A 13,512-nucleotide genomic window follows, 5' to 3' on the forward strand; every position below is an offset into this window, starting at 1 on the left:
AACCACTGAGGAGACAACGATGAGCAAACGATTCACCCTGAAAACTCTGGCCGCCGTCGGCGCAATGGGCATGGGCACGCTGCTGGTTAGCACCGGCGCAATGGCCCAGCAAAAGCTCAAATGGGCGCACGTCTACGAGACGTCTGAGCCGTACCACACCTCCTCGGTGTGGGCTGCCGAAGAGATCAAAAAACGCACCGCCGGACGCTATGAAATTCAAGTTTTTCCAGCTTCCACCTTGGGCAAGGAAAGCGACATCAATCAGGGCCTGCAAATGGGCACCGTAGACATCATCATCTCTGGTGCCTCGTTTGCAGCGCGCAGTTTCCCGCGTATCGGCGTGGCTTACTATCCCTACACTTTTCGCGATTCAGACCATTTGCTGAAATACGCTAAGAGCGATGTTTTCAAAGAGCTGTCTGATGGCTACAAAGCCAAGACCGGCATTCAGACCGTGGCCGTGACTTACTACGGCGCGCGCCACTCCACAAGTAACAAAGCTTTCAAGAACTGCGACGAGATGAAGGGGCTGAAGATGCGCGTGCCTGACGTGCCGGCTTATATGGCCTTGCCACGCGCCTGCGGTGCCAACCCTACACCGATCGCCTTTGCCGAGGTCTATCTGGCGCTGCAAAACGGCACAGTTGACGCCCAAGAAAATCCGCTACCCACCATCGAAGCCAAGAAGTTCTATGAAGTTCAGAAGAACATTATTATGACCGGCCACATTCTAGATTCACTGGTCACGCAAGTCGGCCCTCACGTCTGGAACAAGCTGAGCGACACCGACAAAAAAATCTTCACCGACGTGATGCAGGAAGCCGCCGCCAAAGGCACGGCCGAGATCAAAAAGCGTGAAGGCGAGCTGGTAAGCGAATTTAAGAAAAAGGGCATCAACATGATTGAAGTGAATAAAGACGACTTCCGAGCCCGCATCGTCAAAGCAGTGGACATGGCCACCATGGGCTATGACATGAAAGACTGGGACCGCATCCAGGCCATAAAGTAAAGACCCGTGTTAGAGGATCAGGCCGGTGGCCTGATCCCGGCCCGGGTGGATGCAGCAAACGCCACCCCGTTTTTTAATCCACCGTAACGGATTTCCCATGAGTTCCACATCAGATATTGACGCCTTGCCCAAAGTCATGGGCGACGATGGCCAGTTTCACGCCACCGACGACGAAGTCGACCTGTCTGGTACCCCCATTGAAGCTTGGGTGGCACTGGCCTTCTTTTGGACTTTGGGCCTCACGGTTTTTTACCAATTTTTCACACGCTACGTGATGAACAACTCGGCTTCTTGGACCGAGGAAATTGCACGCTATCTGCTCATTGCAACGGTCTTTACGGGCGCCACGATTGGCGTGGCCAAAAACAACCATATTCAAGTGGACTTCTTCTTTCGCTTTATGCCCGATTGGATGGGCCGCGCCATGGGCATGGTGGTCGATGTGATGCGCATTGCCTTCTTTGCAGCTGCCACTGTCCTCACCGGCCAAATGATGGAAAAACTGGGCAGCTACAAGATGACCATCATCGACTTGCCCATGAACCTCGTCTACGGCGTGGTCATGGCCGGGTTTGCTGCCATGTGCCTGCGCGCCGTGTGGGTGGCCAAAGTGCACTGGCAACGCGGCTACACCGTGCTGCAACGCCCTGAATCCGAAATGACCGACCGCTGAAACGACTTTAGAAAGTTCTCCATGTTGAAGATCCTTTTTCTCATTTTGATGAGCGGCGGCATCCCGGTGGCCATTGCCATGGCGGGTGCATCGCTCATTTATCTTTTGTTTGCCGAAAGCTCCCCGCCTTTTGTGGTCATCCACCGCATGGTCTCGGGCATTGACAGCTTTCCGCTGTTGGCTGTTCCCTTCTTCATTCTGGCCGGCAACCTGATGAACAACGCGGGCATCACCAACCGCATTTACAACTACGCGCTGGCCTTGGTGGGCTGGCTCAAGGGGGGACTCGGTCACGTCAACGTGGTGGGTTCGGTGGTGTTTGCGGGCATGAGCGGCACGGCCATTGCCGACGCGGCCGGCCTGGGCACCATCGAGATCAAGGCGATGAAAGACCATGGCTACAGCACCGAGTTTGCGGTGGGCGTCACGGCGGCGTCGGCCACGCTGGGTCCCATCATTCCGCCCAGCCTGCCCTTTGTGATCTACGGCATGATGGCCAACGTCTCCGTGGGTGCATTGTTCCTCGCGGGCATCTTGCCAGGCATCTTGATGGCGCTGCTCATGATGCTGACGGTGGCCTATTTCGCTCACAAAAACGGCTGGGGTGCCGATGTGAAATTTGAGTGGCCCAAGGTCATCAAGGCGCTGGCTGAAACCGCTGTGGTCGTGGGCTGGCCATTGGCCATTTGGTGGTCGGTGAACACCATGGGCACGCCTGCACAAATGACGGTGTTTCTGGCTCTGATCGTTTTGTTCGCAGCTGACAAATTTTTCAACTTTCAGGCCGTTTTACCCATCATGACGCCCGTGATCCTGATTGGCGGCATGACCACCGGGGTCTTCACCCCTACCGAAGGCGCGATTGCCGCTTGCGTCTGGGCCATTGCACTGGGCTTTTTCTGGTACCGCACGCTCAACTTCAAGATGTTCGTGAAGATCTGCTTGGACACGGTAGAGACCACCGCCACCGTGCTGTTCATCGTGGCGGCCGCCAGCATTTTTGGCTGGATGCTCACCGCCACGGGTGTCACCACGGCCATCTCTAGCTGGGTGCTGGCCTTCACGCAAGAGCCTTGGGTGTTTTTGCTGCTGGCGAACGCGCTGATGTTGTTTGTCGGCTGCTTCCTGGAGCCCACCGCAGCGATCACCATCCTGGTGCCCATCCTGGTGCCGATTTGCCAGCAGTTGGGCATTGACCTGGTGCACTTCGGTTTGGTCATGGTGCTGAACCTGATGATCGGCTTGCTGCACCCGCCCATGGGCATGGTGCTGTTTGTATTGGCCCGTGTGGCCAAACTCAGTGTGGAGCGAACCACCATGGCCATCTTGCCTTGGCTGTTCCCTTTGTTGGGCAGCTTAGCCGTCATCACCTATTTCCCCAGCTTGGTGTTGTGGTTGCCCAAGCAGTTTTATTGACCCCTCGGGGCTGATGATCGGCCCCGTATTCCAACGACTCTCAACATGTCCAATCTCTTCATTCGCCTGCACCCGTCTGACGACGTGGTGATTGCCCGCAGCCAGCTCATGAGCGGCAGCGCCGTCGAAGGCATTCCCGTGCGGGGCCTGATCCCGCCGGGCCACAAAGTCGCCACCCGCGCCATCGCGGTGGGTGAGCCGGTGCGGCGCTATAACCAGATCATTGGATTTGCACACCAAGCCATTGCGCCGGGCGAGCATGTGCACACGCACAACCTGAACATGGGTGCAGACAAAGGCAACTTCGAACGCGACTACGCCATCGGGCAAGACGTGAAGCCCGAGCCCGCGCGCCAACAGGCGACATTCATGGGCTACAAGCGCGCGGATGGCCGTGTGGCCACGCGCAACTACATCGGCGTCCTGTCGAGCGTGAACTGCTCGGCCACCGCCGCTCGCGCCATTGCCGACCATTTCTCCAAACGGAACAACCCGCAAGCACTCGCCAACTTCCCGAATGTGGACGGTGTGGTCGCTTTGACGCATGGCACTGGCTGCGGCATGGACACCGAAGGTCTGGGCATCCAGCTTTTGGAGCGCACGCTGGCCGGCTACGCCACGCACGCCAATTTTTGGGGCGTGGTGGTTGTGGGCCTGGGCTGCGAGGCCAACCAGCTCAACACCTGGCTGGCGCACAGCAGCTTGCGCGAAGGCGACACGCTCAAGGTCTTCAACATCCAAGACACGGGCGGCACGCGCCTCACGGTGGAAAAAGGCATTGCCTTGATCGAAGAAATGCTGCCCCGCGCCAATGCCATCACGCGCGAACCTTGTAGCGCCGAACACATCACGGTGGGCTTGCAGTGCGGCGGCTCGGATGGTTATTCGGGCATCAGCGCCAACCCCGCTTTAGGTGCAGCGGTGGACCTGCTGGTGCAACACGGCGGCACCGCGATCCTCAGCGAAACGCCCGAGATTTATGGGGCGGAGCATTTGCTCACCCGCCGCGCGGTCAAGCCCGAAGTGGCGCACAAACTGATCGAGCGCATCCGCTGGTGGGAAAACTACACCGCCATCAACGGCGGCGAGATGAACAACAACCCCTCGCCCGGCAACAAGGCGGGCGGCCTGACCACCATCCTTGAAAAGTCGCTGGGCGCGGTGGCCAAGGGCGGCACCAGCAACCTGCAAGCGGTGTACGAATACGCCGAGCCGGTCACCGCCAAAGGCTTTGTCTACATGGACACGCCCGGCTACGACCCGGTGAGCGCCACAGGCCAGGTGGCGGGCGGCGCTAACCTGATCTGCTTCACGACCGGGCGCGGCAGTGCCTACGGCTGCGCGCCCTCACCCAGCCTGAAGTTTTCGACCAACACGGCATTGTGGAAAAAGCAGGAAGAAGACATGGACCTGAACTGCGGCGAGATCGTGGATGGCGGCGTGAGCATCGCTGACATGGGCCAACGCATCTTTGAAATGATCTTGGCGGCTGCTTCGGGTGAACCCACCAAGAGCGAGCGCCATGGCTATGGCCAAAACGAGTTTGTGCCATGGCAAGTCGGCGCGGTCATGTGAGGACAGTGTCATGAGCCACACCATTTCTGCAAGCGACCTGCGCACCAAAGTCGCCCGCATCATTGAACAAGCAGGCAGCGCCCCGGCTGAAGCCACTCAGGTGACCGATAACCTGGTCATGGCCAACCTGAGCGGTCACGACTCGCACGGCGTGGGCATGGTGCCGCGCTATGTAGACGCTGTGCTCGAAGGGGGTCTGTCACCCAATACTGGCGTCAAAGTCTTGCTCGATACGGGTCCGCTCCTCAACCTCGACGGCCAGCGCGGCTACGGCCAAATCACCGGCGTGCAAGCCATGCAGATGGGCATTGAGCGCGCCAAGCAGCACGGCGTGTGCACCGTGGCGCTCAGTCGCTCCCACCATCTGGGCCGCATCGGCCACTTTGCCGAAATGGCTGTGGCCCAGGGTCTGGTGTCGATTCATTTTGTAAATGTGCTCTCGCGCCCCGTGGTCGCGCCCTTTGGTGGTGGCGATGGCCGCTTTGGCACCAACCCCTGCTGCATCGGCGTGCCCATGGGCAGCCGTGCCCCCTTCGTGCTGGACTTTGCCACCAGCCGCGTGGCGCAAGGCAAGATGCGCGTGGCCCACAACAAGGGTGAGCAAGTGCCGCCCGGTTATTTGATCGACGAACACGGCCACCCCACCACCGACCCCGGCGTGGTGGTGGTGCCGCAGTCGAACGGATTGTTTGGTGCGCTGATGACCTTTGGCGACCACAAAGGCTTTGGCATGGCCATGGCCTGCGAGCTGCTGGGCGGTGCGCTCACAGGCAGCGGCACTTGGCACCGGGAAGCTGACCAGCAACGGGCGGTGTTGAACGGCATGCTGACGATGCTGATTGACCCAGTGCGTTTGGGCACACAAACCATGTTCGAACAAGAAGCCCTGGCCTTCGCCGACTGGCTGCGCCAAAGCCCCGATGCGCCGGGCAGCGATGGCGTCAAGCTGGCGGGCGAACCCGAACGCACAGCCCGCACCGAACGCGAACAATCGGGCATCTGGATCGACGACGCCACTTGGGCTGAGATCGAAGCGTCTGAACAGAAACTCCAACAGCGTTGAACGCAAGGCCGCTGGCCCTGCGTTCAAGGTCTTTACATCCCACACCATGAACCTGTCTGCTGCCACACTCCGCGCCCTGCCCGAGTCCGTGCAAACCCCTGCGTATGACCGCACAAGCCACGCCCCCGGCGTGGTGCACTTGGGGCTGGGGGCCTTTCACCGCGCCCACCAAGCCATGGTGTTTGACCAGCTGCTGACCGGTGGCGACACGCGCTGGGGCATTCACGGTGTGGGCATGACACGGCCCGATTTGGTGAACCAGTTGCGTGCACAAGATGGCTTGTACGCTGTGCGTGTGGCCGATGGTCAAGGCGTGAAGTGGCAAGTGCCTGGCGCTTTGTGGCGAACCAACGTGGCCGCCACCGAGCGCGATGCCGTGGTGCAAGCCATCGCGGCACCATCCACACGCTGGGTCACGCTCACCGTCACCGAAAAAGGCTACGCCCCCGCTTTGGGCCAGCTGCTGCTGGACGGCTTGCGCCTGCGCCAGCAAGCAGGCTTGCCTGGCATCACCGTGGCTTCGTGCGACAACCTGCAAGGCAATGGACACAAGTTGTTGGCTTTGGTCAAAGCCGCAGCCACGGGGCAAGACGCTGATGTGCTGCGTTGGCTGGACGCACAATGCGCTTTCCCTTGCAGCATGGTTGACCGCATCGTACCTGCTGCCACACCCGAAGTCTTGGCCGCAGCGCAAGAAGCACTGGGCTTGCAAGACCATTGCGCCCTGAGCACCGAAGGCTTTTGGGAGTGGGTGATTGAAGACCGATTTGCCGACCCGCTTGACGCCGCCCTGCTGCAAAGCGCAGGCGTTCGCGTCACGAGCGATGTTCACAGCTACGAAGAAGCCAAGCTGCGCATGCTCAACGGCAGCCACACAGCCATGGCGCTGATGGGCGCCATCACAGGCAGGCCTTTCATTGCCAGTTGCATTGGCGTGCCCCACATTCGTGAGTTTGTGTACCGCCTGATGGGCCAAGAAGTCGCGCCACACCTGAGCCGCAGCGATTGGGCCAATTACCGCGAAGCCTTGATCCAACGCTTTGGCAACCCATATCTGAAGCACAGCGTGCACCAGATCGCGACCGACAACTCGCAAAAAATCCCACAGCGCTGGCCACCTTCGGTGCTCGGGCAAATCGCACAAGGGGCGTCGTTTGAACACCATGCGCTGGCCGCAGCCGTGTTCGTGCGCTACACCCTGGGCGTGAACGAGCAAGGCCAGGCCTACCCACTCAACGACCCACAAGCCGAAAGCCTGATGGCGCTGGGCGGGGCTCAGCTCACCGAGCCCGAGGCGTGTGTGCGTGCCCTGCTGGCACGCGAAGACCTGTGGGGCAGCGCCCTGCCTCAGCACGCAGCCTGGATCGCCCGAGTCATTCACTGGCACCAACAGATCCTGCAGCACGGTGTGGACCACGCTGTCCAGCAACTGACCGAGGCCTGAGCCATGAAAATCACCGCCGCCCGCGTCATCGTTTGCAGCCCAGGCCGCAACTTCGTCACCCTCAAAGTCGAGACCGACCAAGGCGTGTACGGCGTGGGTGACGCCACGCTCAATGGCCGCGAACTGGCCGTGGTCAGCTATCTGGAAGACCACCTCATCCCTTGCCTGATCGGGCGCGACCCGCAGCAGATCGAGGACATCTGGCAGTACCTCTACAAAGGCGCTTACTGGCGGCGTGGCCCGGTCACCATGAGCGCGATTGCCGCCGTGGACACCGCGCTGTGGGACATCAAGGCCAAGATGGCGAATATGCCGCTGTACCAGCTGCTGGGCGGGCGCAGCCGCACCGGAGTGATGGTCTACGGCCACGCTAATGGCCGCGACACCGCCGAGACGGTGGAAGAAGTGTTGCGCCACAAAGAAGAAGGCTACCTGGCGATCCGCGCCCAAAGCGGCGTACCGGGCCTGAACAAGGTTTATGGCGTGAGCGGCACGAACAGACTTTACGAGCCCGCCGACGGCAACTTGCCGAGCGAACACGACTGGAGCACCGAAAAATATTTGCGCCACACCCCCGGCCTGTTTGAAGCAGTGCGCGAAGCCGTGGGCCCCGACATCCATTTGCTGCACGACGTGCACCACCGCTTAACGCCCATCGAAGCGGGCCAGCTGGGCAAAGCGCTGGAGCCGATGCGCCTGTTCTGGATGGAAGACCCGACCCCGGCAGAAAACCAGGACGCCTTCCAATGGATACGTCACCACACCACCACGCCGATCGCGGTGGGCGAGATTTTCAACAGCATCTGGGACTGCAAGACTCTGATCGAGAAACAGCTGATCGACTACATCCGCACCACCGTGGTCCACGCGGGCGGCATCACGCACCTTCGGCGCATCGCCGACTTGGCGAGCCTGTACCAGGTGCGCACCGGCTGCCACGGCGCGACCGACCTGTCACCCGTGTGCATGGGCGCGGCACTGCACTTTGACACCTGGGTGCCCAACTTCGGCGTGCAAGAGTTCATGCCGCACAGCGAAGAAATGCTCTCGGTCTTTTCGCACGACTACCGCTTTGAGCGGGGCATGATGCACTGCGGCGAATCCCCAGGACACGGGGTGGACATCGACGAGAAGCTGGCCGCCAAGTACCCCTACCAGAGAGCTTATTTGCCAGTGAACCGGCTGCAGCACGATGGGACGCTTTGGAACTGGTGAGGACAAAAGACCACTGAAGCGGACCAGCGCCCCAACTCGCAGTCGCTGCATCCAGGCCGGCACTCAAAAACTGGACGGCAATCCGCGACAATCGGGGGATTACCGATGAACACCATGCACACCCCCCATTTCTCCCATCTCTCCGTCGCGCTCGCCATCACAGTGGGCGCCTTGCTTCCCAACTCTGGCGCTTTGGCAGCCAAGCCCCACAAAGCCAAAACAAGTGCCGCCAAATCCGCGGCAACCAAGCCGGTAGCCTCCAAAAAGGCGGCATCGGCGGTCAATGCTTTGCCACCACTGCCCGCAGAAGTGGCTTTGGCACCCAACCCGCCGGCTCTGCAGTCCAAAGCCTGGCTGCTGATGGACTTTGACTCTGGCGAAGTGCTGGCCTCGGCCAATGCCAACGAGGCGCTGCCCCCCGCCTCTCTCACCAAGATGATGACCAGCTACATCGTCGAGCAGGCGCTTCGCTCAGGCAAGCTCAAGCCCACCGACCTGGTCACCGTGAGCGAGAACGCTTGGTGCCGGGGCACCAGCGCAGAGTCTTGCATGTATCTGCCCTTGAACAGCCAAGCCACCGTGATCGACCTGCTGCGCGGCATCATCATCCAGTCTGGCAACGACGCATCCAAGGCGATTGCCGAGCACATGGCCAGCTCTGAATCGGGTTTTGCCAAGTTGATGAACGCCGAAGCACAGCGCTTGGGCATGACGCACACCAACTTTGTCAACCCCACAGGTTTGCCTGATCCAGCGCACAAGTCGTCTGCGCGAGACTTGGCCATTTTGGCGCGCGCCATCATCAAAGACGGTGCGGAGTACTACCCCCTCTACGCTGAGCGTGACTTCAAGTACAACGGTATCAAGCAAGGCAACCGCAACGCCCTGCTTTACACCGACCCCACAGTGGACGGCCTCAAAACCGGCCATACCTCAGAAGCGGGTTACTGCCTGGTCACATCTTCCAAACGCAACGACACACGGCTGATCTCGGTCATCCTCAACACCCACAGTGCCCAGGCACGGGCCGACCAAACCCGCACGCTGCTCGGCTGGGGTTTTGGCAGTTTCGAAAAAGTCACCCCGATTGCAGCCAACGCGGTGGTCGGTACGGCCAAGGTCACCTTCGGCAAAGCCGACACCGTGTCTGCAGGATTGGCGACTCCTTGGATGCTGACGGTGCCACGCGGCACAAGCGTGCAAACTGCGGTGGAAATCAAGCCAGGCTTAGAGGCTCCGGTGGCCAAAGGTGCGGTAATTGGCAAAGTGGTGGCCACGTCCAATGGCAAACCGATAGGTGAAGCACCGCTGGTGGCGCAGGCTGAAGTGGCGCGCTCAGGTTGGCTCTTGTTGGCTTGGCAGCATGTGACCCAGTTGTTCAGCAAGTAAACCGCAGCTTCAAGGGTGCCGCTAAAGCACCCGAGCCAAGGCCGCCTGCAAATGCTCTGAGGGCAGGCGCTTGAAACCGGAGCGGGCGAAGCGCTGCAAACGGCCTTGCATGAAAGCAACCAACAAGGAGGCCTGCACCTGAGTGTCCACGGTGGGCGTACTCGACGCGGCGTTCGCATCGCGCAGCGATTGACGCAGCTGCGCCTCGATCTTGTCAAACAACAAGTTGATGCGTTCTTGCAAACGCTCGTGCTCCAGTACCAACGCGTCGCCAATCATCACGCGGCTCATGCCGGGGTTTTTCTCAGCGAATTGCAGCAACAAGGCGACGATGCGGCTGGCCTGCACAGGACCTGCGGGTTCACGGTCGGTGACCTGACGGATCAGACCGATGACCGATTGGTCCACAAAATCGATCAACCCTTCAAACATCTGAGCCTTGCTGGCGAAGTGGCGGTACAAAGCCGCTTCGCTCACACCAATTTTGGCGGCCAAACTGGCCGTGGTGACGCGCTCTGCACCGGGCTGCTCCAGCATGGCGGCCAGGGTTTGCAATATTTGCAAGCGTCTCTCGCCCGGACGCGGGCGTTTGCGGGTGGGGGCCTCATCAACCTCTGAAAATCGCTCGCTTTGTGGCTCTTGTTCCGACATGTTGCCCCCACTGCATTTTTAAATTATTGACGGCTACAACACTCAGCGGCTGCGGATCATGGTGCCAAAGGCTTGCTCGGACAACACTTCGAGCAGCATCGCGTGGGGCACACGCCCATCGATGATGTGCACTGCATTGACACCGCTCTTGGCGGCATCCAAAGCACCCGCGATCTTGGGAATCATGCCGCCGCTGATGGTGCCGTCAGCGCACAGCTCGTCGATGCGGCTGGGCGTCAACTCGGTCAGCAACTGGCCTTCTTTGTCGAGCACGCCACGGATGTTGGTGAGCATGAGCAATTTTTCAGCTTGAAGTACGGTGGCCAGCTTGGCGGCCACCACGTCGGCGTTGATGTTGTAACTCTCGTTGTTCACACCAAACCCAATGGGGCTGACCACTGGAATGAAGGCGTCATCTTGCAGGCAAGTCAAGATCGACGGGTCAATGCTTTCAATTTCCCCGACCTGCCCCACATCGTATTCAATGCTCGCATCTTGGCTATCCACCAGACGCAGCTTTTTGGCGCGGATCAAGCCACCGTCGCGGCCAGTCAAGCCCACGGCCTTGCCACCTGCGCGGTTGATCATGCCCACGATGTCTTGCTGCACTTCGCCACCCAGCACCCACTCCACCACTTCCATGGTTTCGGCATCGGTCACACGCATACCCTGAATGAACTCGCCGGTTTTGCCCAGGCGCTTCAATGCGGTTTCGATCTGCGGTCCGCCGCCATGCACCACCACCGGGTTCATGCCCACCAGCTTGAGCAGCACCACGTCTTCAGCAAAAGCCTGTTGCAACGCTGGATCCGTCATGGCGTTGCCGCCGTATTTGATGACCAATGTTTTGCCATGGTACTTGCGGATATAGGGCATGGCCTGCGCCAAAATCTGGGCTTGGTCATGCGGGGCAACGGCAGCGGCTTTGGTGGTGTCGGTCATGTTCAAAAGCATCCAGCAAAAAATGAAAAACAAGGCTCAAGCATTTGGCAGGCATTGTGCCGCATGCCCAAGGTACATCACAGAATCTCGGCGAGCATGCGGTCCACACCCAGCTGCCAAGGTGGCAACACCAAACCGAAGGTTTGCTGCAGCTTGTGTGTGCTCAATCGAGAATTTAAAGGACGCTGCGCAGCCGTCGGGAAAGCAGCGGTCGATACAGGCGCAATCTCGTTGACTTTCAAAGCCAGATCCGGCTTGAACAAGCGGGCCTTGGCGATCACATGGCTGGCGTAGCCGTGCCATGTCGTCTCGCCTGCAGCCACCAAATGGTAGATGCCAGCCAGATCTTGTTGCTGCAACACCCGTCGGATGGCATGCGCAGTGACATCGGCAATCAAATCGGCACCAGTAGGCGTCCCGTGCTGGTCGTCGATGACGGTCAGGCGTTCGCGCTCACCGGCCAATCGCAACATGGTTTTAGCGAAGTTGCCGCCCCGCGCCGCATAGACCCAGCTGGTCCGAAAAATAAGGTGCTTCGCGCACGCGGCGGCAATGGCTTGCTCACCCTCCAGCTTGGTTTGTCCGTAAACACTCAAAGGTGCAGCCGCCCCGCCCTCTTGCCAAGGCTGGTCGCCCTGACCATTGAACACGTAATCGGTGGAGTAATGCACCAACCAAGCGCCCACCTCCGCAGCGGCTTTCGCCAAGGCTTCGGGGGCCGTGGCATTGAGGCAGCGGGCCAATTCAAGCTCGGATTCGGCTTTGTCCACCGCCGTGTGAGCAGCCGCATTGACAATCACGTCCGGTCGGTAATCGCGCACTGTCTGGGCCAGACGCTCGGGCTGGCTCAGGTCACCACACCAAGGCGCACTGTGCCGATCCAGCGCCAAAACTTCTCCCAGCGGGGCCAAGCTGCGCTGCAATTCCCAACCCACTTGCCCGTTTTTCCCCAGCAGCAGAATCTTCATGTCTGGCGCTCTGAATAGTTCTTACTGACCCATTCGCGGTATGCACCGCTTTGCACATGAGCCACCCAGTCGGGGTTGGACAAATACCACTCGACCGTCTTGCGTATGCCGGTCTCAAACGTTTCGGCCGGCTTCCAGCCCAGCTCGGCTTCGAGCTTGCGTGCGTCGATGGCATACCGGCGGTCGTGTCCTGGGCGGTCGGTTACGTAGGTGATTTGACTCGCGTACGGCGTGCCGTCCGACTTGGGTCGCATCTCGTCAAGCAGTTGGCAAATTGTTTCGACGATTTCGATGTTGGGCTTTTCATTCCAACCGCCTACGTTGTACACCTCACCCAAGCGCCCGGCTTCCAGCACGCGGCGAATGGCACTGCAGTGGTCTTTGACATAGAGCCAATCGCGAATTTGCATGCCGTCGCCGTACACCGGCAAGGGCTTGCCTGCCAGAGCATTGACGATCATGAGGGGGATGAGCTTTTCCGGGAAGTGATAGGGCCCGTAGTTGTTGGAGCAGTTGGTGGTCAGCACCGGCATGCCATAGGTGTGGTGCCAAGCGCGGACCAAATGGTCACTGGCCGCTTTGCTGGCGCTGTAGGGACTGTTGGGCTCATAGCGGTGGGTCTCGCTGAACGCCGCATCGCCTTTGGCCAAAGAGCCATAAACCTCATCGGTTGAAACGTGCAAAAAGCGGAAATCCTTTTTTTCGGCTGAGGGCAAATCAGTCCAATAAGCACGCACCGACTCCAGCAAACGGAAGGTGCCAACGATGTTGGTTTCAATGAACTCGCCAGGACCATGAATGGAGCGGTCTACGTGGCTTTCTGCCGCGAAGTTGACCACCGCACGCGGTTGGTGCTCCGCCAACAAGCGGGTGACCAATGCGACATCGCCAATGTCCCCTTGCACCAGTTGGTGGCGCAAATCGCCTTGCAAGCTCACCAGCGTTTCGGGGTTGCCCGCGTAGGTGAGTTTGTCGAGGTTGATGACGGCCTCGTTGCTGGCGGCCAGCCAATCGAGGACAAAGTTGGCGCCAATGAAGCCGGCGCCGCCGGTGACGAGAATGGTCATGAGGATGCGGTTCTGGTGGGTGCCACGGGACGCGGCACCACTGACTTGCGATTTTAGAAGCATTGCGCCTGAACGCAGGTTAAAGTGGCACCTTGTTCAG

12 protein-coding genes are annotated in these 13,512 nt (G+C 59.8%); 8 read left to right on the forward strand and 4 right to left on the reverse strand.

The genetic code is table 11. The features are described 5' to 3' along the window. The first annotated feature begins 19 nt into the window (after positions 1–19). The 8 genes from SWE17_RS08470 to SWE17_RS08505 all read left to right on the forward strand — a co-directional run bounded on the left by SWE17_RS08470 (position 20) and on the right by SWE17_RS08505 (position 9,784). Entirely contained in the window at positions 20–1,009 is a 990-nt protein-coding gene (locus tag SWE17_RS08470; protein ID WP_416234996.1) for a sialic acid TRAP transporter substrate-binding protein SiaP, read from the forward strand. Between the two features lie 97 nt (positions 1,010–1,106). After that, positions 1,107–1,682 (forward strand): TRAP transporter small permease, encoded by a 576-nt coding sequence (locus SWE17_RS08475; RefSeq protein ID WP_322992663.1) that lies wholly within the window; start codon positions 1,107–1,109, stop codon positions 1,680–1,682. A gap of 21 nt (positions 1,683–1,703) precedes the next feature. Beyond that, positions 1,704–3,098 (forward strand): TRAP transporter large permease, encoded by a 1,395-nt coding sequence (locus tag SWE17_RS08480; RefSeq protein WP_322992664.1) that lies wholly within the window; start codon positions 1,704–1,706, stop codon positions 3,096–3,098. Between the two features lie 45 nt (positions 3,099–3,143). Further along, the gene (locus SWE17_RS08485; protein ID WP_322992665.1) at positions 3,144–4,673 is read left to right on the forward strand and encodes an altronate dehydratase family protein; all 1,530 of its coding nucleotides are present in this window, start codon (positions 3,144–3,146) and stop codon (positions 4,671–4,673) included. Positions 4,674–4,683: 10 nt separating this feature from the next. Continuing rightward, complete coding sequence (locus tag SWE17_RS08490; RefSeq protein WP_322992666.1) at positions 4,684–5,736, forward strand: malate/lactate/ureidoglycolate dehydrogenase; 1,053 nt, start codon at positions 4,684–4,686, stop codon at positions 5,734–5,736. Positions 5,737–5,782: 46 nt separating this feature from the next. Further along, positions 5,783–7,180, forward strand: a complete 1,398-nt coding sequence (locus tag SWE17_RS08495) for a mannitol dehydrogenase family protein (protein ID WP_322992667.1) — start codon at positions 5,783–5,785, stop codon at positions 7,178–7,180. A gap of 3 nt (positions 7,181–7,183) precedes the next feature. Beyond that, on the forward strand, positions 7,184–8,395 hold the full coding sequence (manD, locus tag SWE17_RS08500) for a D-mannonate dehydratase ManD (protein ID WP_322992668.1): 1,212 nt from the start codon (positions 7,184–7,186) through the stop codon (positions 8,393–8,395). Positions 8,396–8,509: 114 nt separating this feature from the next. After that, on the forward strand, positions 8,510–9,784 hold the full coding sequence (locus tag SWE17_RS08505) for a D-alanyl-D-alanine carboxypeptidase family protein (RefSeq protein WP_322992669.1): 1,275 nt from the start codon (positions 8,510–8,512) through the stop codon (positions 9,782–9,784). Positions 9,785–9,805: 21 nt separating this feature from the next. On the opposite strand, the gene slmA is transcribed toward SWE17_RS08505, so the two are convergent. The 4 genes from slmA to rfbB all read right to left on the reverse strand — a co-directional run bounded on the left by slmA (position 9,806) and on the right by rfbB (position 13,412). Further along, entirely contained in the window at positions 9,806–10,435 is a 630-nt protein-coding gene (gene slmA, locus SWE17_RS08510; protein ID WP_322992670.1) for a nucleoid occlusion factor SlmA, read from the reverse strand. A 42-nt stretch (positions 10,436–10,477) separates the two neighbouring features. Next, a complete protein-coding gene (gene argB, locus SWE17_RS08515) occupies positions 10,478–11,377 on the reverse strand; it encodes an acetylglutamate kinase (RefSeq protein ID WP_322992671.1) in 900 nt (299 codons plus the stop codon). 77 nt (positions 11,378–11,454) lie between these two features. Continuing rightward, a complete protein-coding gene (gene rfbD, locus SWE17_RS08520; RefSeq protein WP_322992672.1) occupies positions 11,455–12,345 on the reverse strand; it encodes a dTDP-4-dehydrorhamnose reductase in 891 nt (296 codons plus the stop codon). After that, positions 12,342–13,412: a dTDP-glucose 4,6-dehydratase gene (gene rfbB / locus SWE17_RS08525; RefSeq protein ID WP_322992673.1), complete on the reverse strand. Its 1,071-nt coding sequence runs from the start codon at positions 13,410–13,412 to the stop codon at positions 12,342–12,344. Before rfbB ends, rfbD begins: the two co-directional genes overlap by 4 nt. Between the last annotated feature and the right edge of the window lie 100 nt (positions 13,413–13,512).

The sequence above is a fragment of the Limnohabitans sp. genome (assembly GCF_034680285.1).
Classification (GTDB): Bacteria; Pseudomonadota; Gammaproteobacteria; order Burkholderiales; family Burkholderiaceae_C; genus Limnohabitans_A.